Genomic DNA, 25,959 nt, shown 5'->3' with positions numbered 1-25,959 from the left:
GCCGGCCGGTCACCCCGGGGGCGGCAGCCGGTCGAGGAGGAGAGGAGGTGGGGGCGTGCGGATCGTCGCCGCCGAGTGGGAGCGGGTCCTGGTCTACCGGGACGGCCGCTTCGTCGAGGTGCTCGAGCCGGGCAGGCACCGGCGGGCCCGGCGGCGGCGGCGGTTCGTCCGCGTCGCCGTCCGCCCGCGGCTGCTCGTCGTCCCGAGCCAGGAGGTGCTCACCGCCGACCGGCTGACCGTGAAGGTGAGCCTCCTCGTGACCTGCCGGACCGTCGACCCACGGCGCTGGCACGAGGCGGTCGAGGACGCGGACGGCTTCGTCTACGCGGCGCTGCAGGTGGCGCTGCGTGAGGTCGTCGCCGGGCGCACGCTCGACGAGCTGCTCACCGACCGGCAGTCGCTCCCGGCCGCGCTGCGCGAGCCGGGAACGGCTCGGGCGGCGGGTGTCGGGGTCGCCGTCGAGGACGTCGCCGTCCGGGACGTGATGGTGCCGGCCGAGTTGCGGCGGGCCGCGACGGAGGTGGCCTCGGCGCGGGCGCAGGGCCAGGCGGCCCTGGAGCGGGCCCGGTCGGAGGTGGCGGCGACCCGGGCGCTGGCGAACGCGGCGCGGATGGTCGTCGACCAGCCGGCTCTGCTCCAGCTGCGCACGCTGCAGGCGGTCGAGGCCGGCGGTGCGACGGTCGTGCTGACCACCGGTCCGACCCCCGGCCTCGGCGTCCGTCCGGCCGGCTGAGCGCCGGCGGGTTGCCCTCCGCGGAGGGCCGCCCGCCGGTGCATGGTCACTCGCGGACGTCGGCGGGCTCGTCCGACACCGGCAGCCCCGCGGCGAGCCAGGCCTGCACGCCACCGACGAGGTCCGTCGCGCGGTGCAACCCGACCGCGCGCAGGGACGCGGCGGCGAGGCTGGAGCTGAACCCGTGCCGGCAGACCACGACGACCTCGAGGTCGGGGCCGGTCGCCTCGGGGACGCGCCACGGCGAGGTCGGGTCCAGCCGCCACTCGAGGACGGTCCGGTCGATCACCAGCGCGCCGGGGAACTCCCCCTGGACCCGTCGGTGGGACTCCGTGCGGGTGTCGACCACGAGTGCGCCGCGGGCGATCGCGGCGCAGAGCTCGGCCGGCCCGAGCCGGGGCACGCCGGCCCGGCTGGCGGCCAGCACGTCGTCGATGCCCACCGCCACAGCGTGCCCGACGGGCGGCGGACCGGCGGGGAGGGGGTGCGGCGGTCGCCGCACCCCCTCCCTCAGTCGGTCAGTACCACTTGTGCGACTGCCAGAAGGACCAGGCCCCGCAGGGGGTGCCGTAGCGCTTCTTGATGTAGATCAGGCCCGCGTCGATCTGCCGCAGCGGGTCCGAGGTCTTGGCGATCCCGGTGCTGGCCCAGGTGGAGTTCAGGAACTGCGGGATGCCGTAGGCGGTGCTCGACGGGTTCTGCGCGTTGGGGTTCCAGCCGCTCTCCTTCTGCCAGAGCTGGTTGAGGCAGGAGGACTGGGCGGTGTTCCCGCCGAGCTTCCCGAGCGCGTAGGCCTGGTAGGCCTGCACGCCGGACGCCGCCTGGGCCACCGACTGGCCGGCGAAGGCGAAGGCGACGCAGAGCGCGAGGACGGCGGCGACCCGGTGCAGGGCGCGCCGGTGGACGCCCCGTGGCGGCGACGACCGCTCGGGTGCCTGGGGGTCGAGCTGGGGTTCGAGCTGGGAAGGGGCGTGGGTCATGGGGGGACTCCTCGGCGGTGAGGTGCGGCAGCCGTCCTCGGGACGGCGGCCGGCATCGACCTGCGGGGTCGACAGGGACGCGGGTGCCTGCGGCCGGGCCGCGGCTGGACCTGGTGCAGCCACCCGTGGAGGGGGTGTGGCGAGCCCGGGCGCATGGCACCGACAGGCGGCAGCTCAGTGCCGTCCGGTCAGGTGACGCCCGGGTGCGGGCGACGTGCGGTGACCGCCCCGGCTACGTGCGGGGACGGGATGCGCGACGCCCGGGTACGGAGTCGCTCGCGGACTGCGCGAGGACCCGAGGGCGCACGTGTGTGGTGGTTCTCCGTTCTCCCATGGCCGCCTACCAGGTCAGCTGACGGGTTCGGGCGGGGAGAGCCCTACCCGCCCCGAGCGGAGCTCGGCGGCGGGATTCACCCCACAGTGCGGTGGGTCCCCGGCTCGCATGTGCGATTCGGCGGCATCCGGCGCGGGCTCCCCGGGTGAGGGAGAGAGGACCCGGCCGGACGCCGAAAAGTTAGGAGACTGGGCGGTTCCGCACAAATCGGGGACACAGATTAGGAGAGACTTGCTGGTCGCCACGCGCGTCGCGTGGCCACCCGGGCGTGTCGCGGCCCGAGGTCCGACGTCAGGCCCATCCGGGACCCGCTCACGGCGGGTAGCCCGCGCCAGCCGTCGCCGACGACTGCCCCTCCCCCGATCGCTCGCTCGAGCAGGAGCGGACCCTGCAATGACCGCGCGCGCCCCGAGGCCCTCCCCGACGGGGCCTCCGTCGCCGTCCACCGACCGGAGGGGTGGGTCATGGCGGCGATCCACGGTCAGACGGTCAGGTACGGCGAGCTGCGCCCCTTCGGCCACCTGCACTGGTACGACCGGCAGGTCCTCGGCGGGGTCTTCGACCTCTGCCAGCTGAACGGCGAGCCCGACCTCACGGCCGTCCTCGCGCCCGCCGGTGAGCCGTCGGAGGACGCGGTGGAGGCGGAACGGGTCGTCGCCTACTGGCGCGAGGCCCGGCCCGTGCGGCCGTCCGAGGGCCGGACCGGGACCCGCTCGGATCTGACCCGTCGGGCAGCGCGACGGATGGTACGGCTCCTGCCGGGTACCCGACGTCCATGACCATCGGGATCCACGCCTCCGTCCGACACCAGCTGACGCACCCGGGGGCGCGCCGGTGAGCCCGGGGCGCGGGAAGCAGATGGCCGGTCCCCGAGGCCTGGCCGCCGAGGACGGGCCGGGCTCCGGGGACCGAGGACAGACCGAGCTGACCGTCGCTGTCACCGGTCCGACCGGCACCTTCGGGTCCGGGCTGGTCCCGCTGCTGCAGGCCGACGACCGGATCACCCGGATCGTCGGGATCGCGCGGCGGCCGTTCGACCCGGCCGAGCGGGGCTGGACGAAGATGGACTACCGGCGGGGCGACGTCCGCAACCCGGACTCGCTGCGGGCGGCCTTCGAAGGCGTCGACGTCGTGGTCCACCTGGCCTTCCTGATCACCGGCACCGCCGGGCGGGAGGCCACCCGCGAGATCAACGTCGAGGGCACGCTCAACGTCTTCCGCGCGGCGGCGGAGGCCGGCGCGCACCGCTTCGTGCACGCCTCATCGGTCGCCGCCTACGGCTTCCACCGCGACAACCCGGTCGGCATGACCGAGGAGTGGCCGGTGCGTCCGGCGGCGCGGCTGTTCTACGCGCAGGAGAAGGCCGAGCTCGAGCAGCGGCTGGGCAAGGCGGCGGCGGCCCACCCCGACCTGGCGCTGTTCATGCTGCGGCCGTCCCTGGTGGTGGGGCCCCACTCGCTGGGTGGCAAGGACCTGCTGCCCGGCCGGCTCGCGCCGCTGGGGCGGCTGCTGGCGAACACGGCCAACCGGCGCCTGCCGGTCCCCCTCCCGGTCGTGGTGGCCGACCTCCCGCTGCAGGTGGTGCACGAGGAGGACGTGGGTCAGGCGCTGGTGCGCTGCGTGCTCGGCTCCGGGCCGCCGGGGGCCTACAACATCGCCGGTGACGGTGTGCTGAGTACGGCCGACGTGGCCAGGGAGTACGGGGCGATCGCGCTGCCGGTGCCGGGCGGGCCGGCCCGGCTGACCGCGCGGGTGGTCTCCCGGCTGCCGTTGCTGCCCGCGGCGGCGGAGTGGGTCGAGGCCGCCACCCACCCGGCGATCATGGACACCACGAAGGCGAAGGAGCAGCTGGGGTGGCGACCGCGCTACTCCGGGCGGGAGGCGCTGCGGTCGATGCTGGACCGCACCGGCTGAGCTGGTCTCCGGGGGGGTGCCCTCATGGACGTCAGCTGACGCCCATGAGGTGCACGTCCGCGCAGCGGTGTCCTGCGGACCAGCGGGGTGCGTTCGTGCATACGGCTCAAGGGACACGCGCGGGACGTGTCGGCAACTACTGGGCAGCGCGAGAAGAAGCCATCGCACCCTGCTTCGTGTTGGGCAGTCGTCGTTATCAGGTGCAACGCCATCGTGCCGAACACGAGCGAGGCGCTCACGCCCAAGATGACCAGAAAAGGCACGGACCGGCGGCTGTGGCACGACGGAGCCCTCCCGTCACGTCAAGAGCGACGCACATCAGGTTCAGAGAGCCGTGCGTGCCGCTCCGTTGCTAACGGCACTCGCCGCGGATGACACGCGAGCACTACGAAGGCGACGGCACAGTGTCGAGGAGGCCGGGCGCTGCAGCCCTGGGAACCCTGCACCAGGGTGGCCGGCGATCGCCTCGCTACACGATTGCAGCGCTAGCGGCGTCCGCCGAACAATTCGGCTTGCAGGAGCTCGGTGAGGTGATCCAGCCGCTTGGATATGTTCCACTCGAAGAAGCGGTGGAACTCCTGGAGTCCCAGATTCTGGAGGACGTCCGCAGGTTCGTTCTCCCACACAGACTTGCCGCATTTCTGCCAGTTGCTCAAAGCGACCTTGTTGATGTAGTCCTCGACCAGTTTCAACTCCTGCTCTACATCAATCTTATTCCTGAAGAGGTCTGACTGGTGAACTTCCCTCTTCAGCGCCTCGAACCTCAGCTGCGCGTCGTCCAGTCGACTCATGATCGAACGCAGTTCCTTGACCTCTTCGGCCCGTAGATTGGTCCCGGAGCGCGGGGACGGCACCCCGGAGCCGACTAGTCCCAGCGCTTCCATCCCTCGACGGCATGCTTTGACCTGGTTGTATGCGGCTACTACGTCATGGAAGAGGCGACGGCGTTCCTGGTCCCGAGAGCGTTTTTCGTCCAGGAACTTGAGGCCGCCTGCGGCAATCGCGCCAGCGACTGTTGTGAGTGCCACCCCAACCCCTGCTGTGGAGATCTTGGCCCAGAGATCATCAGTCTGGTTCGACAGCGCATTCGCCGCCACCGCGATGGCAAGCCCAAGAAGAAAGACGACAGCAAGAACTCCACCCAGGACAAGCCAGGGATGCTTACGCATCTCGAGTTCTCACCTCCTCGAAATCCTCATACGAGGAACCCGTCGACTCGGCGCCCCTGAAGAGGAGTGCCTCGGATCCTCGGAAGCTCGTTCACCCAGCCGGTTTGGCGCCGGTCACGAGGAACTCTTCCAGGCACTTAGGGCTGTAGCCGCCACGAACAAGACGGCGCACGTATGCACGGTGGCCACAGTCCATTCAGGAAGACGCCCTTGCGCTGCGCTCTATGAGATCGCTCGCTCCTGTACCGTATATTCACGGTTTCCCGCGTACGCCTCGTGTCGGGTCAGGGCTTCCTGCCGTACTGCAATTTCCTCCCAATACGCTTCGGGACCTCGAGGGTCGCATTCTGGAACTCGGATCGTCACGGGCCCGTCACCGTCGCATCACGCCGAGACTTGGGTTGGGTCTCATCGTCTTCACCGCCGCTAACACGAGCGTCTCTGAGTGGGTCGCTAGGGGACAGCCCTCTACGGCGGCATCAGAGAGATTCCCCAGTGCCTGAGAACTTGGCGGGTGGTGGTCGAAGATGCTTGGTGCGCTGGTATGGGCCACCCCGACCGATGACGTTGCTGCCGCAGAGTGGGTTGCGCCTCGCCTCGACGGAGCGCGGGCAGCATGCTCCCGACCAGGTCAGAGGCTCATCTCCGCGTCATGCAGCCCGGCGACGTTGACTCGCGGACCGGCGCGCCGTCCAGCACCGGCCGGGTGATGAAGACCAGGGCGTCCCAAGGGGCAGCGAACGGCCAGCCGGCCATCCGGGCATCCCGTGGACGAGGGTCTCGACAGGCACGCGATCGTGATCCGACCTCGCGTGGGTGCGTCCTCATGCCGTGCGGGGGTCCCGGCGTGTCCCTGGCCGGCCGCTTCGAATCACCGCCGGGGCGACCTCACGGACCTCCGCGATCACAGTGCAGATGCGTCTCGGTGGACGGGGCATTCCGTGTCAGACTGCCCGCTGGCCAGAGATGGGGCTCACGGGCCCTGCCCCGGAGGAAGGGAATCCGATGACCCCCACACTGGTCCTCGTCCACGGCGCCTGGCACGGCTCCTGGTGCTGGGAACCGCTCGTCGACGCGCTCGGTGACGTGCCGGTTCAGACCATCGACCTGCCCAGCGTCGGGGAGGGTCAAGCGACTCTCGGCGACCTGTACGCCGACGCAGCGGCGCTCCGGTCCGCACTGTCCGGCATCGACGGACCGACCGTCGTCCTCGGGCACTCCTACGGCGGAGCGGTGATCACCGAGGCGGTCACCGCCGGCAGCGGCGTCGCGCACCTGGTCTACCTCTGCGCCTTCCTCCTCGACGAGGGTGAGTCACTGCTGGGCGCGGTCGGCGGGACTCCGCCCCCGTGGTGGGACGTCCGGGGCGACCGCGTCCTGGTGCAGACGCCGGCGGAGGTCTTCTACAACGACGTCTCCCCTGAGCTGACCGCACGGTCGGTGGCCCGTGTCTCGGCGCACTCGCTGGCTGCCTTCGATCAGCCGCTGACCAACGCAGGGTGGAAGTCCGTGCCCAGCACGTATGTGATCTCCGAGCAGGACCAGGCGATCCCCGTCTTCGCGCAGGAGGCGATGGCCCAACGGGCCGGCGAGGTGCTCCGGATGGACACCGGTCACTCGCCGTTCCTGTCGCAACCCGGGGAGCTGGCCGGGCTGCTGCGGCCGATCCTCGACCGGGCGGGATGACTGCCGGTCCGCCCGGCGCCCAGTGAGCACCATCGAGCGGCCGCGGGGCGGACGGACGCACTCCTGCGGTCTCTCACCGCGACGTCCGACCGGTCTCAGGCGCGTTCGTCGGTCCTGCGGAATCCGAATGTTCCGGCTGGTCCGCTCGGGGTAGTGGCCACGCCCTGACCTTCCGGCCCCCGGACGGCGACCCTGGACTGGGATGTTCGGCATGGCCGAGAAGAGCGGCAAGGGCAGCGACACGGCGAAGAAGGCGAACGCCAAGGCGAAGAAGGAGGGAAAGAAGAACCCCCGCACGAGCTCGGCCGCTCAGAGCGAGCTGGGCAAGAAGGGCGGGAAGAAGGGCAAGAAGTCCTGACCGGGCGACTGTGTCAACCCTGCCGGTTCCGGAGACCCGCGGACGAGACCCTGACCCATCAGGGACCTGGACGAGTGATGGTGACGTGCATGTCGGACTCGGATGAGCACGTGCTGGCTGGGTTCAGGCCCTTCGGGCCTCGACGGACGCGGGCGCTCTGCAGCTGCGGCTTCGAGACGAGGCCCGTCGAGGACGCGGCGGACGAGGCCCGGGTGGACGCCGCTCGTCGACTGCTGCTCACGGAGCACGGGGCTCGGGACCCACGCCCGGGCGAGGCGGTGGGAGTCCCGTACATCGGCGGCTCCCGGCCGGTCCGCCCGGGGACCACCCGGGCGGCTGCCCCTCCCTGCCCCGACCCGAGGGAGGAGCCCCGCCGACTGCCGTGAGGTGGGACGGTCCCTGAGTCGCCTGGAACGACCGCCACGCCGTCCCCGGCATGATCTGTGGGCGCGGAGGGGTTCGAACCCCCGACCACTCGCTTGTAAGGCGAGCGCTCTACCGCTGAGCTACGCGCCCGTGCGACCGAGGCCATGAGCCCCGGCCGCCATGGGTTCAGGCGGCCGCGAGCTGGCTGACCGCGTCCTTCCAGCCGGACTGCGCCCGTGCGTCGCCGGGCTGGTTGACCTCGGCGAAGGCGACCGTGCCCTCGGCGTCGACGAGGAAGGTCCCGCGCAGCGCCATGCCGGCCTTGTCGTTGAACACGCCGTAGGCCTGGGCGACGGCGCCGTGCGGCCAGAAGTCCGACAGCAGCGGGAACTCGAAGCCCTGCGCGTCCCGCCACGCCTTGAGCGAGAAGGTCGGGTCGGTGGATACGGCCACGACCTGCACGCCCGCACCGGTGTAGGTGGCCAGCTCGTCGCGCAGCTGGCACAGCTCACCGGTGCAGATGCCGGAGAAGGCGAACGGGTAGAAGACCACCAAGACCGGGGCTCCCCGCAGCTCGGCGAGGGAGACGACCTGCCGGTCCTGGTCGGGGAGGCTGAACTCGGGCGCGGTGTCGCCGACGGAGATGCTCATGCCCCCATGCTGCCGCACCCACGAGACGTGCTGGAACGGCCCCCTCGCCGGGGCCCGCCGCGAGCTTGCGAGCGGTGGGGGCGAGGGGGTCCTTCGTCAGCGGCGGGAGCGTGCGGCCTTCGGGGTGACCAGCCGGATCCCGGACCAGTCCTTGGCCGCGGAGATGCTCGACGTCTGCTGCAGCCCCGCGGTGGGGGCGGCCTCGGTGACGTCACCCGGCTCGACGTGACCGGGGCGCCCGGACTTGGGCACCAGCAGCCAGACGACGCCGTCCTCGGCGAGGGAGGCGATGGAGTCGACGAGGGCGTCGATCAGGTCGCCGTCCTCCTCGCGCCACCACAGCAGGACGACGTCGGCCACCTCGTCGGAGTCCTCGTCGACCATCTCGCCGCCGGACAGCTCGACGACGGAGTCGCGCAGGTCCTCGTCGGCGTCCTCGTCCCAGCCGAGCTCCTGCACGACCATCCCCGGCTTGATCCCCAGCCGGGCAGCCATGCTGGTGCTCCCCGAGTCGACGCTCATCCCTGCTCGTCCTCCGTGTGCTCGACGTCCCGGCCGGTGCCGGGTGCTGTGGTGTGCGGTGTCCGGTGCCCCGCGGCGGTGTGCTGCGAGGCGGTTTTGGAGGGATGGTGCCCTGTCCCGGGCCATCGTGCCTGGCCGGGACCCCTCATCGGCCCACACCGACCCCCTCCGCACCGGTGGTGAGAGGCCACGGTGCGTCGTCCCCGTCCCCGGGGGTGCGCCGCTCCGGGGCCACCGTTGGAGCGGAGCGTAGGGCATCACAGGGCAGGCGCAAGGCCCGATGGCCAGTCTCCGGCCGCGCCGTCGTCCCGTCCTGCGGGACCTCCAGCGGGCCAGGCGTGACGCCGACCGCTCTGACAGGAGACGATGGAGGCATGAGCGCACCGCAGCAGTCGGACGGAGACCCCGCCCGCAACGCAGGAACCCCTCGCGCGGTCATCACCGACGGGCGGTCCAGCCAACTCCCGGACACCGACCCCGACGAGACCCAGGAGTGGCTGGACTCGCTGGACGCGGTCGTCGACCACGCCGGCCGTGGTCGCGCGCGCTACCTCATGCTCCGCATGATCGAGCGCAGTCGTGAGCAGCAGGTCGGCGTCCCCGCCCTGCGCAGCACCGACTACATCAACACGATCCCGCCGGAGCGGGAGCCGTGGTTCCCCGGCGACGAGGACGTCGAACGGCGGATCCGCGCCTACATCCGGTGGAACGCCGCGATCATGGTCCACCGCGCACAGCGGCCGGGGATCGGCGTCGGCGGCCACATCTCCTCCTACGCGTCGTCCGCGTCGCTCTACGAGGTGGGCTTCAACCACTTCTTCAAGGGCAAGGACCACCCCAGCGGTGGCGACCAGATCTACTTCCAGGGCCACGCCTCCCCCGGCGTCTACGCCCGCGCCTACCTCGAGGGCCGGCTCGACGAGAACCAGCTCGACGGGTTCCGCCAGGAGGTCAGCCACCCCGGCGGCGGGCTGTCCTCCTACCCGCACCCCCGGCTGATGCCGGACTTCTGGGAGTTCCCCACCGTCTCGATGGGCCTCGGCCCGATGAACGCGATCTACCAGGCGCGGTTCAACCGCTACCTGCACGACCGCGGCATCGCCGACACCTCCGACCAGCACGTGTGGGCGTTTCTCGGCGACGGCGAGACCGACGAGCCCGAGTCGCTCGGCCCGATCGGCCTGGCCGCGCGGGAGGAGCTGGACAACCTCACGTTCGTCATCAACTGCAACCTGCAGCGGCTCGACGGGCCGGTCCGCGGCAACGGCAAGATCATCCAGGAGCTGGAGTCGGTCTTCCGCGGCGCCGGCTGGAACGTCATCAAGGTGGTGTGGGGCCGCGGCTGGGACAAGCTGCTGGCCGCCGACCGCGACGGCGCGCTGGTCAACCTGATGAACACCACGCCGGACGGCGACTACCAGACCTACAAGGCCGAGGACGGCGCCTACGTCCGCGAGCACTTCTTCGGCCGGGACCCGCGTACCCGCAAGCTGGTCGAGGGCCTCAGCGACAAGGAGGTCTGGGACCTGCAGCGCGGCGGGCACGACTACCGCAAGGTCTACGCCGCCTACAAGGCCGCGCTGGAGCACAAGGGCCAGCCGACGGTCATCCTGGCCAAGACCATCAAGGGCTGGACCCTGGGCAGCCACTTCGAGGGCCGCAACTCCACCCACCAGATGAAGAAGCTGACGGCGGAGGACCTCGCCAACTTCCGCGACCGGCTCTACCTGCCGATCCCGGACGAGCAGCTCGACAAGACCCTGCCGCCGTACTACAAGCCGGCCGAGGACTCCGACGAGATGCAGTACATGCTCGAGCGGCGTCGTCAGCTCGGTGGGGCAGTACCGCGGCGCCGGCACACCGCGGCCCCGCTCAAGGCACCCGACGACAAGGCCTTCGAGGTCGTCCGGCGGGGCTCGGGCAAGCAGGAGGTCGCCACCACCATGGCGTTCGTCCGGCTGCTCAAGGAGCTCATCAAGGACCCCGAGCTCGGCCCCCGCTTTGTCCCGGTCATCCCCGACGAGGCCCGCACCTTCGGCCTGGACTCGCTCTTCCCGACGAAGAAGATCTACAACCCGCACGGCCAGAACTACACGTCGGTCGACCGCGAGCTGATGCTGGCCTACAAGGAGTCCACCACCGGGCAGATCCTGCACGAGGGGATCAACGAGGCCGGCTCCTCGGCGTCGTTCATCGCCGCCGGCACGTCGTACGCCACGCACGGCGAGGCCATGATCCCGATCTACATCTTCTACTCGATGTTCGGGTTCCAGCGCACCGGTGACGAGTTCTGGGCCGCCGGTGACCAGATGACCCGCGGCTTCCTGCTCGGCGCGACCGCGGGGCGCACCACCCTCAACGGCGAGGGCCTGCAGCACGAGGACGGGCACTCGCTGCTGCTGGCGGAGACCAACCCGGCCGTTGTCTCCTACGACCCGGCGTTCTCCTACGAGCTCGGGCACATCGTCAAGGACGCCCTGCGCCGGATGTACGGCGAGGACCCGGGCGCTCCGCTGGGCGGGCACCGCGACCCGAACGTCATGTACTACCTGACGGTCTACAACGAGCCCTACCCCCAGCCGGCCGAGCCCGAGGGCCTCGACGTCACCGGGCTGCTGGCGGGCATGTACCGCTACGCCGAGGGGCCCCAGGTGGAGAACAGGACCAAGGCCCAGGTGCTGGCCTCGGGTGTCGCCGTGCCGTGGGCGCTGCGGGCACAGCAGCTGCTGGCCGACGACTGGGGGGTGTCGGCCGACGTCTGGTCGGTCACCTCGTGGAACGAGCTGCGCCGCCAGGCGGTGCAGGTCGACGAGTGGAACCTGCTCAACCCGGCCGAGGAGCCGCAGGTCCCCTTCGTCACCCAGCAGCTGGCCGACGCCCCCGGCCCGGTCGTGGCGGTGTCGGACTGGATGAAGGCGGTGCCGGACCTGCTGGCGCCGTTCGTCCCGGGCGGCATCGTGTCGCTGGGCACCGACGGGTTCGGGTTGTCCGACACCCGCCCGGCGCTGCGGCGGCACTTCCGGGTGGACGCCGAGTCGATCGTCGTCCGGACCCTGGCCGCGCTGGCCACCCGTGGCGAGATCGAGCGGGACGTCGTCCGGCAGGCCGTCGAGAAGTACCAGATCGGCGACGTGCAGGCGGCTCCGGAGGACACCACCACCACCCCGGAGCAGCAGCCGGAGGCCTGACGCCGTTGCCCGGCTTCGATCAGGTCACCTGATCACCGTCCGTCCCCCCGCACCGACGTTGGTGCGGGGGGACGGCCTTTGGTGCGGTAGGACGACGCCAGGCGGGACGCCGATGCCGTCCCAGCACGGCACGGTGCGCCGACCGTCCCCAGCCTGCGCCGGCGTCCACAGTTCTCCCGGCGCTCTTCCGCGCCCCCGCAGTCCCCGCGACGGTGGCGGCGTGGAGCCCTCCCTGAGCAGTGCCATGACCCGCCACGCCGGCGTCTTCGCCACTGCTGACGCGTTGGCCGCCGGCGTCCACAAGAAGGAGATCGGACCGCTCCTGCGCTCTGGCGCCTGGCACCACATCCGGTACGGCGTCTACACGACCGGCGAGGTCTGGCGCCAGCACGACCGGGAGGGGCGCGTCCACCGACTGGAGTGCGCAGCCGTGCTGCGCCGGCTCGAGCGGAACTCGGTGGTGATCAGCCACGGCTCGGCCGCGCGCCTGCACGAGCTCGTCCTCCCCCACGGCCTGACCACCGAGGTCCGACTCACCGATCCCGAGCAGTTCCGCGTCGGACGGGGCTACCGGATCAGCGCCGCCACGACCCCCGCCCGGGACGTCGTGGAACAGCGTGGCCTGCCGCTCACCACCCTCCCCCGGACCCTGGCCGACGTCGGCCGCGAATGGCAGCTCGTCGACGCCGTCGTGGCGGTGGACGACGCTCTCGCCGACGGCCGGACGACGCTGCCCGAGTTGACGGCCGCCGCGCTGGCGCAGACGCACTGGGTCGGCTGCGGGGTGCCGCTCGCGCCGTCTCCCTCGCTCGGGTGGGGGCACATTCCCCGCACGAGACCAGGACGCGGCTGGCGCTGCTCGAGGCCGGACTGCCCGAACCCCTGCTCCAGCAGGCGGTCTTCCTCGGTTCCCGGCTGGTCGCCGTCCTGGACATGTACTGGCCCCACCACGGGGTCTTCGCCGAGTGCGACGGCATGGTCAAGTACACCGACCCGTGGCGGGGTCGCTCGCCGGCGGATGCGCTCCGGGAGGAGAAGCGTCGGCACGACGACCTGCTCGACCTGGATCTGCACGGGGTCCGCATCACCCCCGACGACGTCCGCCTGCGCCCTTCCGAGAAGGTCGCTCGCCTGCGGAGCCTGCTCGACCGCGGCCGCCCATCGGCCCCGCGCTACCGGACGCAGCTGTACAACAGCGGCACCCGGATCACCCCGAGAGCTGCCGCCGGCTGATCCCGCCGCACATCCTCCCGCACCAACGGCCGTCCTCCCGCACCTGCGTTGGCGCGGGAGGACGGGCAGTGATCAGGTGACCTGATCACTGCCCAGGCCGCCCCGCTCAGGTGAGGGCGTCGAGCGCCATCCGGGCGTACAGCGCCACGCCGCTGGGCAGGGCGTCCTCGTCGAAGCGGACGTGGTTGGAGTGGTTGCCCGGCGCGGTCGCCGGGTCCAGCTCCGGCGGGCAGGCGCCCAGGAACGCCATCGCGCCGGGGACCCTCTCGAGCACGTAGGAGAAGTCCTCGGCGCCCATCAGCGGCACCGGCATGACGGCGCTGGCCTGCTCCCCGAGCAGCGCCGCGGCCGTCGCCGTCACCTGCGCGGCGACGTCGGCGTCGTTGACGGTCACCGGGTAACCCTCGACGTGGACGAACTGCGCGGTCATGTCGTGAGCCAGCGCCACGTGCTCACCGACCCGCTGCACCGAGGCCAGGACGTCGGCCCGCCGCTCCGGTGACAGGGTGCGGATCGTGCCGTGCACCAGCGCGGTCTCCGGGATCACGTTGTCGGTGTGACCCGCCTCGAGGTGGCCCACGGTCACCACGGCCGGGTCGAAGACGTCGGTGCGCCGGGTGACCATCGACTGCAGCGCCAGGATGATCTCGGCGGCCACCGGCACCGGGTCGGCGGCCAGGTGCGGCGTCGAGGCGTGCCCACCGCGGCCGTGCACGGTGATCGTCCACTGATCCGCGGAGGCCATCATCGGGCCGGGCCGGACGTTGATCGTGCCGCTGCGCCACATGGTCGAGATGTGCAGCGCGAACGCGCCGCTCACCGGCGCCTCCGGGACGGCGTCGAGCAACCCTTCCTCCAGCATGAACCGCGCACCGTGGTAGCCCTCCTCGCCCGGCTGCACCATGAACACGACCTGGCCGGCGAGGGCGTCGCGGCGCTCGCTGAGCAACCGGGCAGCGCCCAGCAGCATCGCGACGTGGGTGTCGTGACCGCACGCGTGCATCACGCCGGGCACCTCGGAGGCGAAGTCCAGGCCGGTGTCCTCGTGCACCGGCAGCGCGTCCATGTCCCCGCGCAGCAGGTAGGTCGGGCCCGGGCGGGCGCCGCGGAGGACGCCGACCACCGAGCTGGTGCTGGAGCCGGTGGTCACCTCGATCGGCAGGTCGGCGAACGCCTCGAGCACGATCGCCTGGGTCCTCGGCAGGTGCAGGCCGATCTCGGGCTGCCGGTGCAGGCGACGGCGGAGGTCGACGGTGCGGGCGGCGTCGGCGTGGGCGGCGGCGAGCAGGTCAGCGGCGGTGGTGTCTGCGGGCATGCCGCCCAGTCTGTAGCAACGCTCAGGATCGGGGGCGGCCGAGCACGGCTAGGCTCCCGCGCATGGTCGTGAGCTGGGACGACGCCCGTACGGCGTTCTCCGACGCCGCGGGGTCCTTCCTCCGCACGGTGTCGCTGGTGGACGACCGGTGGGGCGAGCCCGGCCTCGGCGAGTGGGACGTCCGCGCGCTGGTCGGCCACACCAGCCGGGCCCTCCTGACCGTCGAGACCTATCTCGCCCGTCCGGCCGCGACCGTCGAGGTCGCCTCCGCCGTCGACTACTTCTCCGCTATCTCGGCCACCGGCGACCCGGCTGCCGTCGCAGCGCGCGGGCGGGAGGCCGGAGCCGCCCTCGGCCCGGCACCTGCCGCGGCGGTGGCCGAGATCGCCGAGCGCGTCCTCGCGCTGCTCGACACCCGGGACGGCAGCGAGCTGCTGACGACGATCGCCGGTGGCATGCGGCTGGTGGACTACCTGCCGACCCGGACGTTCGAGCTCGTGGTGCACACCCTGGACTTGGCCCGGGCGCTGTCGGCACCGCTGGACGTCCCCGCGCGGCCGGCAGCGCAGGCCCTCGCGCTGGTCGCCGACCTCGCGGTCACCGGCGGACGGGCCGGGGAGCTGCTGCTGCTGGCGACCGGCCGACCCGGACCCGCGTCGGGCTTCTCGGTCCTCTGACGCGGCAGGCACCTCACCCGGCCCAGGCGGGCCGCGCGGCGTCCAGCTGCCACACGCAGACGAAGGCCCCACCCGGGACCGGCCCCTCGCCGACGGCTGTCGAGACGTTCCCGTCCCGGACGACGACGCGCAGCCCGGGTGGCACGTCGGGCCCCGCTGCGCCGGTCCACAGCCGGGCGTCGGCGCGGCCGAGGTCCACCCAGCCGGTCGGCCGCAGCAGCACGTCGTGCGCGGGCTGGCCGGCCGGTTCGGCCGACCGCAGGTAGGTCTGCAGGGCGTGCGCTCCCCCGGCGCCGGCCACCTCGTCGTGCTCGAGGCCCCGGCCGGCCCGCAGCACCGCGACGTCCCCCGGCCCGAGCACCGCCTCCCGCCCCCACGCGTGCCGGAGCGAGCCGTCCAGCACCACCGCCACGACGTCGACGGCGGCGTGCGGGTGCCGCCCGTACCCGGCGCCCGGACCGAGCCGGTCGTCGGCCAGCCGCAGCAGCGGCCCCAGCGACCCGTCGTCCGGGGCGAGCAACACGCGCGAGTCCAGCACCGTCACGTCGTCTCCCGGCTCAGCGCGGCGCGGTGCCCGGGCAGGGCACCGAGGACCAGCGCAACCAGCAACGTCCACCCCAGGCCCAGCGCCCAGCCGCCGAGCACGTCGGAGAGGTAGTGCACGCCCAGCCACATCCGGGTGAGCCCGACCAGCAGCACCAGCGCCACCCCCAGCGCCAGCCAGGCCCGCCGGGCGGGTAACGCCAGCAGCGGCCAGGCCACGACCAGCAGGATGGTCACCAGCGTGACGATCCCGGAGGAGTGACCGCTGGGGAAGCCGAAGGACGCGTAGCCGGCGCCGCCCCCGGCGAACTGCGGTCGCAGTCGGCCCAACGCGTCCTTGAGCAGCGTGGTCAGCGGGCCGACCCCGGCCGCGGCGACGAACACCCAGGCCGCCGTCCACCAGGCGCGGCGCAGCACCAGCCAGACCAGGACGGGGAGCAGCACGACCGCGCGGCTGGCCGAGAGCCCGGGTGCGGTGGCGACCTCGAGCAGCAACTCGACCCACCGGGACCGGCCGTCGCCCGCGTAGAGCGCGGCGGCCACCCGCCGGTCGGCGGCCAGCACCGGCGCAAAGTCGACCATCACCGCCCAGGCGAGCACGGCGAACACGACCACGGACCCGGCCACCGCCAGCCGGGCCGGGACGACGGAGGCCGCGCGGTGGCGGGTCTGACCCGGATGAGCGGTGTGCACCGCTCCACGATCCCCGACGATGCGCGCCGTGACACGCTGGAGCCGTGCAGGCAGCGCGCGGGACCACCCAGCCGTCGGAGGCGACGCTGCGCCGGCTGGAGCGGGCCTCCGGCGCGCTGGCCACCCAGGCGGTGGCCCGGATGGACGAGGAGCTCTCCTGGTTCCGCGCCATGCCGGCCGCGCAGCGCTCCTGGGTCACCATCGTCGCCCAGGCCGGCATCGCCTCGCTGGTGGAGTGGTGCCGCAACCCGGGCCGACCGCCCCGGCTGACCGGCGAGGTGTTCGGCGCCGCACCCCGCGAGCTGATGCACGCCGTCCCGCTCCGCCGGTCGGTCGACCTGATCAAGGTGACCGTCGAGGTGGTCGAGGACCGGGTCGAGCAGGTCGCCGAGCCCGGGGACGTCGAGCGGCTGCAGCTGACCGTGCTGCAGTTCAGCCGGGAGATCGCCTTCGCCGTCGCGCACGTCTACGCCAGCTACGCCGAGAACCGCGGCGCCTGGGACGCACGGCTGGAGGCCCTCGTCGTGGACGCGCTGGTGCGCGGCGACCGCGCCGAGGAACTGCCCGGCCGGGCCGCCGCGCTGGGCTGGGCGGACACCGAGCCGGTGGTGGTGGTCGTCGGCTCCGCTCCCCCGGGTGAGCAGGACTCGAGCACCGCCGTCCGCCGGGCCGCGCGCTCGATGGGCTGCGAGGTGCTGGTCGGCGTGCACGCCGACGAGCTGGTCGTCGTCCTCGGTGGCGGGCCCGACCTCACCGCGGTCACCTCCCGGGTCTGCCGGGAGTTCGGCGCCGGTCCCGTCGTCGTCGGCCCGCGGGTGGACTCCCTCGCGCACGCCGGGGAGTCCGCCTCCGCCGCCCTGGCCGGCCTGCACGCCGCCGCCGCCTGGCCCGAGGCGCCGCGACCCGTGGCGGCCGAGGACCTGCTGCCCGAGCGCGCCCTCGACGGCGACCCGCTGGCCCGCGCCGCGCTGGCCGAGCAGGTGGCGATGCCGCTGCAGTCCGCGGGCCCCGAGCTGCTGGAGACGGTGCGCACCGTGCTGGGCAACGGCGGCAACCTGGAGGCCACCGCACGGGCGCTGTTCGTGCACACCAACACCGTCCGGTACCGGCTCAAGCGGGCGGCGGAGCTGACCGGGTGCTCGGCCACCGACCCCCGCGGGGCCTGGACGCTGCAGCTCGCGCTGGCCCTCGGGCAGCTGGAGGGCGACCACTCGCTCTGGCACTGACGGCCACCTCCGGTGCCCCGCAGTTGTGGTCTCCGCCACCGACACGCGGTCCCAGGTCGAGTTGCCGGGCCGCCTTTTGGAGGGATCCTCCAAGAACACCCCTGTGTTGTTCGTGGGTCACCCCATCCCGCGGAACACCCTCCGCCTGGCACGGTGGACAGGTGCTTGCCGTCCTCGCCCCCGGACAGGGTGCCCAGAAGCCCGGGATGCTCACCGAGTGGCTCGACCTCCCCGGTGCCGAGTCGTTCTTCCGCTGGGCCGGTGCGATCGCCGACGCCGACCTGCTGACGCTCGGCACGACCGGTGATGCCGACGCCATCAAGGACACCGCGGTCACCCAGCCGCTCGTCGTCGCGATGAGCCTGTTCATCGCCCGCGAGCTCGGTGGCATGCCCGGTCCGGTGGTGCACACGCCCCAGGCCGGCCGCGACGTCGTCATCACCGGGCACAGCGTCGGCGAGCTCACCGCCGCCGCGCTGGCCGGCGTCCTCTCCGTCGAGGCGGCGATCGCGCTGACCGCGGTGCGCGGCCGGGCGATGGCCCGGTCCTGCGCGCAGACGCCGACCGGCATGTCCGCCGTCATCGGCGGGGACCTCGACGAGGTGCTCGCCGTCATCGAACGGCACGGGCTCGTCCCAGCCAACCGCAACGGCGGCGGGCAGGTCGTCGCGGCCGGCGCCCTGGAGGCACTGGACGCGCTCAAGGCCGACCCGCCGGCCAAGGCGCGGATCGTGCCGCTGTCGGTGGCCGGCGCCTTCCACACCTCCTACATGTCCTCGGCCCGCGAGGAGCTCGAGGGTCTGGTCGGCGGCCTGCGCCCGGCCGACCCCAGCCGGCTGCTGCTGTCCAACGCCGACGGTGCGGCCGTCGTCGACGGCGCGGAGGTGGTCTCCCGGCTGGTCAGCCAGGTCACAAGCCCGGTGCGCTTCGACGCCTGCCTGGCCACCCTGCGCGACCTCGGGGTCACCGCCGTCCTGGAGCTCCCCCCGGCCGGCGCGCTCGCCGGCCTCGCCAAGCGGGAGTGGAAGGGCACCGGCATCGAGGTGCTGGCGCTCACCGGCCCGGCCGACCTCGACCGGGCCCGCGAGCTGATCTCCGCGGAGCGGAGCCGTGCGGAGGGCGAGCACGCCCCCGACTGGCGGGTCGTCGTGTCCCCGGTCCGCGGCACGGTCAGCCCCGCCGAGGTGCCCGAGGGCACCCACCTGCCGGCCGGTTCCCCGCTCGGCTGCGTCCGCAGCCGCCGCGAGGAGGTCAAGGTCTCGGCCGGCTACGACGGCGTCCTCGCCGAGTGGCTGGTCCAGGACGGCGACCTCGTCGACGCCGGCGACCCCATCGCCCGTCTCTACCCGGAGGTCTCGTGACCAGCATCAAGATGCGGCCGGGCTCACCCGGCGCGCAGATCCTCGGCCTCGGGGCCTACCGGCCTCGTCGTCGGGTGACCAACGACGAGCTCGCCGAGACGATGGACACCAACGACGAGTGGATCCAGACCCGGGTCGGCATCGCCGAGCGCCGGTGGGCGTCGGAGGACGAGACGCTGGTCGAGATGGCCTGCGCGGCCGGCGGCAAGGCCCTGGCGGCGAGCGGGCTGGGTCCGGACGAGGTCGACCTGGTCATCCTGGCCAGCGCCAGCCTGCGCGCGCCGATCCCGGGCATCGGGCCGCAGGTCGCGCACCGGCTGGGCATCCCCCGCCCTGGCGCGTTCGACCTGAACGCCGGGTGCGCCGGGTTCTGCTACGCCCTCGGCATGGCCTCCGACGCCATCCGCAGCGGCGACGCGCGCAACGTGCTGGTGGTCGGGGTGGAGCGGCTGACCGACGTCACCGACATGACCGACCGGACCACCGCGGTGATCTTCGCCGACGGCGCGGGCGCCGCCGTCCTCGGCCCCTCCGACGAGCCGGGCGTCGGCCCGGTCGCCTGGGGCAGTGACGGCGACCAGTACACCGCGATCGAGATCGCCGCCGGGCGGTCGACGATGACCATGGCCGGCCAGGCGGTCTACCGCTGGGCGACGACCAAGCTCACCGAGACGCTCACCGAGGCGATGGACAAGGCCGGCGTCACCGCCGCCGACATCGACGTCTTCGCCCCGCACCAGGCCAACCTGCGGATCATCGAGTCGATGGTCAAGAAGCTCGGCTTCGACGAGGACACCGTCGTCGCCCGCGACATCGTGCAGTCCGGCAACACCTCGGCCGCCTCCGTGCCGCTGGCGCTCACCGCGCTGCTGGAGTCCGGCGAGGCCAAGTCCGGTGACCTGGCCCTGGTGCTCGGCTACGGCGCGGGGCTCACCTTCGCCGGCCAGGTGCTGCGGCTGCCGTGAGTCGGCTGCCCTGACCCCCACGACTGCCGGGACACCCGTCCCGGACGACGGCGGCGGACCGCTCCCGGTCCGGCGTCACCCACTTCGTAGAGAGGACCCCGCGTGCCCAGCACCGCAGACATCCAGGCCGGCCTCGGCGAGATCCTGGAGGAGGTGGCCGGCGTGACCCCCGCCGACGCCACCCCGGAGAAGTCGTTCACCGACGACCTCGACGTCGACTCGCTGTCGATGGTCGAGATCGCCACCGCCGTCGAGGACAAGTTCGGCGTCGCGATCCCGGACGACGAGCTGGCCAACATCAAGACCGTCGGCGACGCGATCTCCTTCATCGAGAAGAACCAGTAAAGGACCACCCTTCCCCCCACGCCTCGCAAGCTCGGCGCGGGCCCCTGAAGGGCGGCCAACCCCGCACGTCACGTTCCCCGGCCGTCCGGCCAGCCAGTCCCAGGAGGAAAGACCATGAGCACGCCCACCGACGTCGTCGTCACCGGGCTCGGTGCCACCACGCCACTCGGTGGTGACGTCGCCACCACCTGGGAGGCGCTGCTGGCCGGGCGGTCCGGGGTCAGCCGGATCACCGACGACTGGGCCAAGGAGTTCCCCGCCCAGCTCGTCGCCCGGCTGACCGACGAACCGGCCGAGCAGCTGGACCGCGTCCGCGTCCGCCGGCTCGACCGCAGCCAGCAGGTCGCGGTCGTGGCCGCGGAGGAGGCCTGGAAGGACGCTGACGGCGCCGACTCGGGCATCGACCCGCTGCGGCTCGCCGTCGTGTTCGGCACCGGCATCGGTGGCGCACTGACGCTGCTCGGCCAGGACGACGTCCTGGAGAGCAAGGGCCCCAAGCGCGTCTCCCCCTTCACCATCCCGATGCTCATGCCCAACGGCCCGGCGGCCGCCGTGGGTCTGGCCGTCGGCGCCCGCGCCGGGGTGCACGCCCCGGTCAGCGCCTGCGCCTCCGGCGCCGAGGCGATCCGCTGGGGCCTGGACCTGCTCCGATTCGACCGGGCCGACATGGTCGTCGTCGGCGGCACCGAGGCCTGCGTGCACCCGCTGCCGATGGCCGGGTTCGCCGCCATGCGCGCGATGAGCACCCGCAACGACGAGCCCGAGCGCGCCTCGCGACCGTTCGACAAGGGCCGCGACGGCTTCATCCTCGGCGAGGGCGCCGCCGCCCTGGTGCTCGAGCGCGCCGACGCGGCCGCCGCCCGGGGCGCCACCGTCTACGCCCGGCTGGCCGGCGCCGGCGCGACGTCCGACGGCTACGACCTGGTCGCCCCCCACCCGGAGGGCGAGGGCGCGGCCCGGGCCATCGGCGCCGCGATCCGCGACGCCGGGCTGACCCCGGCCGACATCGGGCACGTCAACGCGCACGCCACGTCGACGCCGCTGGGCGACCTCGCCGAGGCCACCGCCATCCGGGACGCGATCGGCGAGCACACGCTGGTCACCGCCACCAAGAGCCAGACCGGCCACCTGCTCGGCGCGGCCGGCGCGCTGGAGTCGGTGTTCACCATCCTCGCGCTGCGCGACCAGCTCGTGCCGGCGACGGCGAACCTGGAGGACCCCGACGACGGTGCCGCCGTCCAGGCGCTCGACATCGTCCGCCGCGAGGCGCGGAAGGCGACCTTCTCCGCCGCGCTGAACGACTCGTTCGGCTTCGGCGGCCACAACATGGCCCTGGTGTTCACGACGGCGTGACGACGGGATCCGGCTGCCCCCCGACTCGCGCTCCGAGGAGCTGCTCATGACCACCGTCTCCGCCGCGCCGCCGCCCGCCGCGACCATCGACCCGCGGGACCCCGAGGACCGGCTCACCCGGTTCTTCGACCCCGGGTCGATGCAGGCGCTCGCCCCCCGGGACACCTCCGGCGTGCTGGCGGCACGGGGGACGGTGGCCGGGTCGCCGGTGATCGCCTACTGCACCGACGCCACGATCATGGGCGGCGCGATGGGCGTCGACGGCTGCCAGCACATCGTCGACGCGATCGACGCCGGGCTGCGTGAGCGGGTGCCGGTCGTCGGCATCTGGCACTCCGGCGGGGCGCGGCTGGCCGAGGGCGTCACCGCGCTGCACGCGGTCGGTGAGGTCTTCGCCGCGATGGTGCGGGCGTCGGGCCGGGTGCCGCAGATCTCCGTCGTGCTCGGCGCGGCCGCCGGTGGCGCGGCCTACGGCCCGGCGCTGACCGACCTGGTGATCATGGGCCCGGCGGGCCGGGTCTTCGTCACCGGGCCGGACGTCGTCCGCTCGGTGACCGGTGAGGTCGTCGACCAGGAGCAGCTCGGCGGGCCGGACACGCACGGCCGGCGGTCCGGTGTCGTGCACGTGGTCACCGGCACCGAGGCCGAGGCGCTGGAGACGGCCCGGACGGCGGTCGACCTGCTCGCCGCGCAGGGCACCTTCGCCGCTGCTGAGGGAGAGCCCGCGGTCGACCTGATGGCGCTGATGCCCGAGCAGCGCAACCGGGCCTACGACGTGAAGCCGGTGGTCGCTGCGCTGCTCGACGGTCCGGGGCTGGAGCTGCACCCGCGGTTCGCCCCGAACGTCATCACCACGCTGGGCCGGCTGGCCGGCCGCACCGTCGGGGTGATCGCCAACAACCCGCTGCGGCTCGGTGGCTGCCTGGACTCCGCGTCGGCGGAGAAGGCGGCGCGGTTCGTGCGGATGTGCGACGCGTTCGGCGTGCCGCTGGTCGTGCTGGTCGACGTCCCCGGCTACCTGCCCGGCGTCGGCCAGGAGTGGGACGGCGTCGTGCGCCGCGGCGCGAAGCTGCTGCACGCCTTCGCCGAGGCGGTCGTGCCGCGGGTGACCCTGGTGACCCGCAAGTCCTACGGCGGGGCCTACATCGCGATGAACGCCCGCTCGCTGGGCGCCACCGCGGTGTTCGCCTGGCCGGGCGCCGAGGTGGCCGTCATGGGCGCCAAGGCAGCGGTCGGGATCCTGCACCGCAAGAAGCTCGCCGCCGCCCAGCCCGGCGAGCGCGAGGCGCTGCACGCGCAGCTGGCCGCCGAGCACGAGCGGATCGCCGGCGGCGTCAACCGGGCGCGGGAGATCGGCGTCGTGGACGACGTGGTCGCGCCGACCGACACCAAGCGCCGGCTGGTGGCCGCCCTGGCGGCGGCGCCGTCCGGCCGCGGGGCGCACGGCAACATCCCCCTCTGACACGACGGCGGCCCGGCACCTCGCGCAGAGGTGCCGGGCCCGTGCCGTCATCGGCCCTGCTGCGCGGGGGCAGCAGGGTCCTTCGTCAGACGACCTGGTGGAGCCAGGTGACCTGGGTGCCGTCGCCGGCGTGGCGGTAGGCCTCGAGGTCGGCGTCCCAGGCGGCGCCGAGGAGGTCGTCGACCCCGTGGCGGAAGGCCTCGACGGAGTTCGCGGTCGCCGCGAGGTGGCGCAGCTGCTGCTCGTTGACGATCAGGTCGCCGTTCGCGCTGATCGAGGAGCGGTGCACGCCGTAGCCGGGCACGTAGGACATGCGCTCGCCGTCGTTGCCCTGGCTGGCTTCCTCGGTGACCTCGAAGCGCAGCATCGGCCACTGCTTGAGGGCCGCCACGAGCTTGGCCCCGGTCCCCGGGGCACCGGTCCAGGCCACCTCGGCACGGTAGGACCCATGGGTCACGGGCTGCTCACCCCATGCCAAGGAAACCGGCGTGCCGACGACGCGCTCGAGCGCCCATTCGACATGCTGGCAGAGAGCCTTCGGGCACGCGTGCACGAAGACGACACCCTGGGCTGACCGTCGCTGCACGGTGCACCTCCATCGACTCGACTGACTCCGTCTTCCCCAACGGACCTGTCGTGCGATGAACTGCAGTCGTACCGCGTCGGCTCTCAGAGCGACGGGGACAGTTTGCCGGATCGTGACCTTCCCGCGCCAGTGCTGACTGGTAACGATGAGACGCCCGGAGACGGGTGGGTCCACCGTGGCGATCATCAAGGCAGGTCAGCGTGATCTTGAGCGCGACACGTGGACACAAGTGACCAGGATCGTCCACCGGTCGTAGGCGGAGGGCACCTCGCCGGGCCGTCTGCCGTGAACGCTAGCGTGACGCCCTGGGGCGGTAGCTCAGCCGGTCAGAGCATGGGACTCATAATCCCTGGGTCGTGGGTTCGAGCCCCACCCGCCCCACCACCAGGCAATACGCGGGTACTGGATCCCGCACAGCGCTCCAACAGACGGGTATTGTGCCATCATGTGAACCATGACGCAGACGCGGATCCGGGGTGGCGCGGCTGCTCTGAGCGGTGCATCTGTGCCCCAGATCACCCCGCCGATCGATGATCTGTCGGTCCTATTGCCCGATTGGCGCACGCACCTGCGCGCCCGCAACGTCGCGCCGTCCACGATCGCCAGCTACCTCAAGGTCGGCGACAACCTGCAGGTCTGGCTGCACGAGGCGGGCATGCCCTCCAGCGCGGCCGGCATCGCCCGCGAGCACATCGAGGCCTTCCTCGCTGCTCTGTCCGACCGGGTCTCCCCAGCCACCGTGGCCAAGCACTACCGCTCGCTGCAACAACTGTTCCGCTGGCTGGTCGAGGACGGCGAGATCGGCCACTCCCCGATGGAACGCATGCGCCCGCCCGCCGTGCCCGAGCAGCCGGTCGACATCCTCACCGACGACGAACTGCGCGCCCTGCTCGACGCCGCCCGCGGCAACACCTTTGAGAACCGCCGGGACACCGCCATGCTTCGCATGCTCATCGACACCGGCATGCGCGCCGGGGAGCTGGCCGGCCTCGCCGTCAGCGACCTGGACAGCGAGCAGAGCGTGGCCATCGTGATGGGCAAGGGCAGACGCGGCCGCGCCGTTCCCTACGGCACGAAGACCGCCGACGCCCTCCGCCGCTACCTCCGGGCCCGCGCTCAGCACCCGCAGGCCGCCACCGATGCGCTGTGGCTGGGCAAGAAGGGGCGCGTCACCGACTCCGGTGTCCGGCAGATGCTCGAACGACGGGCGGCCGAGGCCGGGGTGCACGACGTCCACCCGCACCGCTTCCGGCACACCTACGCCCACACCTGGCTCGCCTCCGGCGGCCAGGAGCAAGACCTCATGCGGCTGGCCGGCTGGCGGTCCCGGGAGATGGTCGGCCGGTACGCCGCCAGCGCCGCCGATGAACGCGCCCGCGCCGCATTCCACCGCGCTGCCCTGGGCGACCGGTTGTGAACCATGACCGCGCGGCGCTGAGCGGGGCCTGCACCAACCGTCGCTGACCTCGACGTCACCGAAGACCTCACCGAGGACGTCACCGAGGACGTGGCCCATGTGATCGGCGCAGGCCGCCGTCCGCGGCCTGCCCCATCGGCCGAACCGGGCGCAGTCCGGGGACCTACGGAACGGGGCGTCTCCCCCGGGCCTGCTACCGATTCCCGGCTGGGTTCGGCCCGCCGCGGCCCCGGCGGGCTTCCCGGGCATGGGCCGATGCCAGGGCCAGCCGGAGGAAGTAGGTCTTGCGGGCGTGCTCGGCGCGACGGTTCCGCTCGCGCGGATCAAGAACCCCGTCCGGGTCGACCTCGCGTTCGAACCGCCCCAGGAACGCCGCCCGGGCAGGTGCGGTGTGGGCAGCCGCGTCCGGGGTCCCGGCGTGCAGCGCGTGGGCCGCCATCCGGGCCTGCAGCGCCCGCCGAGCCGGGGAGGACACCGCCGGCGCGGCACGTTCTCCCCGCCCGACCGCATCGGGGTCGCCCGTGTGACCTCCGCGCCGCCGTCGCGGAGGGACTTCTTCAGCGCACACGGATCTGGCCTGCTTTCGCGTCGATCCACCTCTGGAGGTCGTCGCGGCGGTAGAGCACGCGGCGGCCGAGCCGGAAGCTGTGCGGGCCGATGTTGCGATGCCCCCAGTACCGAAGGGTGGCCACCGGGGTGCGCAGGAGGTCGGCTGCTTCGGTGATGGTGAGCAGTTCGCTCTCGTGGCCGGTGACCGGTTCGGGCATGACTGGCTCCGGGTCTTGTCGGGTGTGGATGGCCCTTGCACTCCCAGAAGGCGCGATTTCGGACCGGCTCCTGTCACCGACCGCGAAGCTTCTGGCATTGCCTTCTGTCCTCCTC

At 72.8% G+C, this 25,959-nt stretch carries 26 protein-coding genes, 2 tRNA genes and 1 riboswitch; of the genes, 16 read left to right on the top strand and 12 right to left on the bottom strand.

All coding sequences use genetic code 11. The features are described 5' to 3' along the window. Window positions 1-55: 55 nt before the first annotated feature. Window positions 56-733 (top strand): slipin family protein, encoded by a 678-nt coding sequence (locus FHL80_RS00790; protein WP_138731564.1) that lies wholly within the window; start codon window positions 56-58, stop codon window positions 731-733. A 46-nt stretch (window positions 734-779) separates the two neighbouring features. Here FHL80_RS00790 and FHL80_RS00785 read toward each other — a convergent pair whose 3' ends face one another. Both FHL80_RS00785 and FHL80_RS00780 read right to left on the bottom strand, forming a co-directional pair. Next, window positions 780-1,175, bottom strand: coding sequence for a rhodanese-like domain-containing protein (locus tag FHL80_RS00785; RefSeq protein WP_216870315.1), 396 nt, complete (start codon window positions 1,173-1,175; stop codon window positions 780-782). A gap of 76 nt (window positions 1,176-1,251) precedes the next feature. Beyond that, on the bottom strand, window positions 1,252-1,713 hold the full coding sequence (locus tag FHL80_RS00780) for an aggregation-promoting factor C-terminal-like domain-containing protein (protein ID WP_216870314.1): 462 nt from the start codon (window positions 1,711-1,713) through the stop codon (window positions 1,252-1,254). A gap of 322 nt (window positions 1,714-2,035) precedes the next feature. Beyond that, window positions 2,036-2,180: riboswitch (cyclic di-AMP (ydaO/yuaA leader) on the bottom strand. Window positions 2,181-2,511: 331 nt separating this feature from the next. Here FHL80_RS00780 and FHL80_RS00775 point away from each other — a divergent pair. Continuing rightward, window positions 2,512-2,826: a hypothetical protein gene (locus FHL80_RS00775; RefSeq protein WP_138731562.1), complete on the top strand. Its 315-nt coding sequence runs from the start codon at window positions 2,512-2,514 to the stop codon at window positions 2,824-2,826. A gap of 79 nt (window positions 2,827-2,905) precedes the next feature. Next, window positions 2,906-3,961, top strand: coding sequence for an NAD-dependent epimerase/dehydratase family protein (locus FHL80_RS00770; protein WP_246078364.1), 1,056 nt, complete (start codon window positions 2,906-2,908; stop codon window positions 3,959-3,961). 485 nt (window positions 3,962-4,446) lie between these two features. Here the strand turns inward: FHL80_RS00770 and FHL80_RS00765 are convergent, their stop codons facing one another. Next, entirely contained in the window at window positions 4,447-5,130 is a 684-nt protein-coding gene (locus tag FHL80_RS00765) for a hypothetical protein (RefSeq protein ID WP_138731560.1), read from the bottom strand. A 1,005-nt stretch (window positions 5,131-6,135) separates the two neighbouring features. On the opposite strand from FHL80_RS00765, the gene FHL80_RS00760 reads away from it, so the two are divergent. Next, window positions 6,136-6,816 (top strand): alpha/beta fold hydrolase, encoded by a 681-nt coding sequence (locus tag FHL80_RS00760; RefSeq protein WP_138731559.1) that lies wholly within the window; start codon window positions 6,136-6,138, stop codon window positions 6,814-6,816. 211 nt (window positions 6,817-7,027) lie between these two features. Next, window positions 7,028-7,174 carry a hypothetical protein gene (locus FHL80_RS25130; RefSeq protein ID WP_216870313.1) on the top strand — a complete coding sequence of 49 codons (147 nt, stop codon included), beginning with the start codon at window positions 7,028-7,030 and terminating at the stop codon, window positions 7,172-7,174. Between the two features lie 444 nt (window positions 7,175-7,618). Here the strand turns inward: FHL80_RS25130 and FHL80_RS00755 are convergent. From FHL80_RS00755 to FHL80_RS00745, 3 genes are all read right to left on the bottom strand, one after another. Next, window positions 7,619-7,690 (bottom strand) — tRNA-Val (locus FHL80_RS00755). Window positions 7,691-7,726: 36 nt separating this feature from the next. Continuing rightward, window positions 7,727-8,191, bottom strand: coding sequence for a peroxiredoxin (locus FHL80_RS00750; protein WP_138731558.1), 465 nt, complete (start codon window positions 8,189-8,191; stop codon window positions 7,727-7,729). 96 nt (window positions 8,192-8,287) lie between these two features. Continuing rightward, a complete protein-coding gene (locus FHL80_RS00745; protein WP_026845370.1) occupies window positions 8,288-8,713 on the bottom strand; it encodes a DUF3052 domain-containing protein in 426 nt (141 codons plus the stop codon). Window positions 8,714-9,087: 374 nt separating this feature from the next. Between FHL80_RS00745 and aceE the strand changes: the two genes are divergently transcribed. After that, a complete protein-coding gene (gene aceE, locus FHL80_RS00740; protein ID WP_138731557.1) occupies window positions 9,088-11,901 on the top strand; it encodes a pyruvate dehydrogenase (acetyl-transferring), homodimeric type in 2,814 nt (937 codons plus the stop codon). An 813-nt stretch (window positions 11,902-12,714) separates the two neighbouring features. Continuing rightward, on the top strand, window positions 12,715-13,134 hold the full coding sequence (locus FHL80_RS00735) for a hypothetical protein (protein WP_138731556.1): 420 nt from the start codon (window positions 12,715-12,717) through the stop codon (window positions 13,132-13,134). 106 nt (window positions 13,135-13,240) lie between these two features. Here FHL80_RS00735 and FHL80_RS00730 read toward each other — a convergent pair whose 3' ends face one another. Continuing rightward, entirely contained in the window at window positions 13,241-14,449 is a 1,209-nt protein-coding gene (locus tag FHL80_RS00730) for a M20 metallopeptidase family protein (protein ID WP_138731555.1), read from the bottom strand. A gap of 62 nt (window positions 14,450-14,511) precedes the next feature. On the opposite strand from FHL80_RS00730, the gene FHL80_RS00725 reads away from it, so the two are divergent. Continuing rightward, a complete protein-coding gene (locus FHL80_RS00725) occupies window positions 14,512-15,126 on the top strand; it encodes a maleylpyruvate isomerase N-terminal domain-containing protein (RefSeq protein ID WP_138731554.1) in 615 nt (204 codons plus the stop codon). Between the two features lie 13 nt (window positions 15,127-15,139). On the opposite strand, the gene FHL80_RS00720 is transcribed toward FHL80_RS00725, so the two are convergent. Together FHL80_RS00720 and FHL80_RS00715 are read right to left on the bottom strand one after the other, a co-directional pair. Continuing rightward, window positions 15,140-15,670, bottom strand: coding sequence for a pirin family protein (locus FHL80_RS00720; RefSeq protein WP_246078363.1), 531 nt, complete (start codon window positions 15,668-15,670; stop codon window positions 15,140-15,142). After that, on the bottom strand, window positions 15,667-16,362 hold the full coding sequence (locus FHL80_RS00715; protein ID WP_138731553.1) for a phosphatase PAP2 family protein: 696 nt from the start codon (window positions 16,360-16,362) through the stop codon (window positions 15,667-15,669). Before FHL80_RS00715 ends, FHL80_RS00720 begins: the two co-directional genes overlap by 4 nt. A 44-nt stretch (window positions 16,363-16,406) precedes the next feature. Here FHL80_RS00715 and FHL80_RS00710 point away from each other — a divergent pair, with 44 nt between their 5' ends. From FHL80_RS00710 to FHL80_RS00685, 6 genes are all read left to right on the top strand, one after another. Next, on the top strand, window positions 16,407-17,588 hold the full coding sequence (locus FHL80_RS00710) for a PucR family transcriptional regulator (protein ID WP_138731552.1): 1,182 nt from the start codon (window positions 16,407-16,409) through the stop codon (window positions 17,586-17,588). A 161-nt stretch (window positions 17,589-17,749) separates the two neighbouring features. After that, window positions 17,750-18,949 (top strand): acyltransferase domain-containing protein, encoded by a 1,200-nt coding sequence (locus FHL80_RS00705; protein ID WP_138731551.1) that lies wholly within the window; start codon window positions 17,750-17,752, stop codon window positions 18,947-18,949. Beyond that, a complete protein-coding gene (locus FHL80_RS00700) occupies window positions 18,946-19,914 on the top strand; it encodes a beta-ketoacyl-ACP synthase III (protein WP_138731550.1) in 969 nt (322 codons plus the stop codon). The genes FHL80_RS00705 and FHL80_RS00700 overlap by 4 nt, the downstream gene beginning before the upstream one ends. A gap of 102 nt (window positions 19,915-20,016) precedes the next feature. After that, window positions 20,017-20,259 carry an acyl carrier protein gene (locus FHL80_RS00695; RefSeq protein WP_026845377.1) on the top strand — a complete coding sequence of 81 codons (243 nt, stop codon included), beginning with the start codon at window positions 20,017-20,019 and terminating at the stop codon, window positions 20,257-20,259. Window positions 20,260-20,373: 114 nt separating this feature from the next. Further along, a complete protein-coding gene (locus tag FHL80_RS00690) occupies window positions 20,374-21,612 on the top strand; it encodes a beta-ketoacyl-[acyl-carrier-protein] synthase family protein (protein ID WP_138731549.1) in 1,239 nt (412 codons plus the stop codon). A gap of 46 nt (window positions 21,613-21,658) precedes the next feature. Next, window positions 21,659-23,074 carry an acyl-CoA carboxylase subunit beta gene (locus FHL80_RS00685; protein WP_138731548.1) on the top strand — a complete coding sequence of 472 codons (1,416 nt, stop codon included), beginning with the start codon at window positions 21,659-21,661 and terminating at the stop codon, window positions 23,072-23,074. 85 nt (window positions 23,075-23,159) lie between these two features. Here the strand turns inward: FHL80_RS00685 and FHL80_RS00680 are convergent, their stop codons facing one another. Continuing rightward, on the bottom strand, window positions 23,160-23,846 hold the full coding sequence (locus FHL80_RS00680) for a DUF3145 domain-containing protein (protein ID WP_246078361.1): 687 nt from the start codon (window positions 23,844-23,846) through the stop codon (window positions 23,160-23,162). Window positions 23,847-23,967: 121 nt separating this feature from the next. Here FHL80_RS00680 and FHL80_RS00675 point away from each other — a divergent pair. Continuing rightward, window positions 23,968-24,044, top strand: a tRNA-Ile gene (locus FHL80_RS00675). Between the two features lie 121 nt (window positions 24,045-24,165). Beyond that, window positions 24,166-25,077 (top strand): tyrosine-type recombinase/integrase, encoded by a 912-nt coding sequence (locus tag FHL80_RS00670; protein WP_246078360.1) that lies wholly within the window; start codon window positions 24,166-24,168, stop codon window positions 25,075-25,077. Between the two features lie 193 nt (window positions 25,078-25,270). Here the strand turns inward: FHL80_RS00670 and FHL80_RS00665 are convergent, their stop codons facing one another. After that, window positions 25,271-25,552 carry a hypothetical protein gene (locus FHL80_RS00665; protein WP_246078359.1) on the bottom strand — a complete coding sequence of 94 codons (282 nt, stop codon included), beginning with the start codon at window positions 25,550-25,552 and terminating at the stop codon, window positions 25,271-25,273. 82 nt (window positions 25,553-25,634) lie between these two features. Then, on the bottom strand, window positions 25,635-25,844 hold the full coding sequence (locus FHL80_RS00660; protein ID WP_138731547.1) for a helix-turn-helix domain-containing protein: 210 nt from the start codon (window positions 25,842-25,844) through the stop codon (window positions 25,635-25,637). Window positions 25,845-25,959: the final 115 nt, after the last annotated feature.

Source organism: Modestobacter excelsi, assembly GCF_005930495.1.
In the GTDB taxonomy this organism is placed as follows: domain Bacteria; phylum Actinomycetota; class Actinomycetes; order Mycobacteriales; family Geodermatophilaceae; genus Modestobacter; species Modestobacter excelsi.
This window is presented reverse-complemented; position numbering and strand designations above follow the sequence as displayed.

Excerpts from the sequence above, each read along its gene's own strand:
- aceE (WP_138731557.1), top strand. The coding sequence starts at position 9,088 with ATGAGCGCACCGCAGCAGTCGGACGGAGACCCCGCCCGCAACGCAGGA.
- FHL80_RS00775 (WP_138731562.1), top strand. The coding sequence starts at position 2,512 with ATGGCGGCGATCCACGGTCAGACGGTCAGGTACGGCGAGCTGCGCCCC.
- FHL80_RS00730 (WP_138731555.1), bottom strand. The coding sequence starts at position 14,449 with ATGCCCGCAGACACCACCGCCGCTGACCTGCTCGCCGCCGCCCACGCC.
- FHL80_RS00750 (WP_138731558.1), bottom strand. The coding sequence starts at position 8,191 with ATGAGCATCTCCGTCGGCGACACCGCGCCCGAGTTCAGCCTCCCCGAC.
- FHL80_RS00770 (WP_246078364.1), top strand. The coding sequence starts at position 2,906 with ATGGCCGGTCCCCGAGGCCTGGCCGCCGAGGACGGGCCGGGCTCCGGG.
- FHL80_RS00660 (WP_138731547.1), bottom strand. The coding sequence starts at position 25,844 with ATGCCCGAACCGGTCACCGGCCACGAGAGCGAACTGCTCACCATCACC.
- FHL80_RS00780 (WP_216870314.1), bottom strand. The coding sequence starts at position 1,713 with ATGACCCACGCCCCTTCCCAGCTCGAACCCCAGCTCGACCCCCAGGCA.
- FHL80_RS00760 (WP_138731559.1), top strand. The coding sequence starts at position 6,136 with ATGACCCCCACACTGGTCCTCGTCCACGGCGCCTGGCACGGCTCCTGG.
- FHL80_RS00680 (WP_246078361.1), bottom strand. The coding sequence starts at position 23,846 with ATGATCGCCACGGTGGACCCACCCGTCTCCGGGCGTCTCATCGTTACC.
- FHL80_RS00745 (WP_026845370.1), bottom strand. The coding sequence starts at position 8,713 with ATGAGCGTCGACTCGGGGAGCACCAGCATGGCTGCCCGGCTGGGGATC.
- FHL80_RS25130 (WP_216870313.1), top strand. The coding sequence starts at position 7,028 with ATGGCCGAGAAGAGCGGCAAGGGCAGCGACACGGCGAAGAAGGCGAAC.
- FHL80_RS00765 (WP_138731560.1), bottom strand. The coding sequence starts at position 5,130 with ATGCGTAAGCATCCCTGGCTTGTCCTGGGTGGAGTTCTTGCTGTCGTC.
- FHL80_RS00690 (WP_138731549.1), top strand. The coding sequence starts at position 20,374 with ATGAGCACGCCCACCGACGTCGTCGTCACCGGGCTCGGTGCCACCACG.
- FHL80_RS00685 (WP_138731548.1), top strand. The coding sequence starts at position 21,659 with ATGACCACCGTCTCCGCCGCGCCGCCGCCCGCCGCGACCATCGACCCG.
- FHL80_RS00725 (WP_138731554.1), top strand. The coding sequence starts at position 14,512 with ATGGTCGTGAGCTGGGACGACGCCCGTACGGCGTTCTCCGACGCCGCG.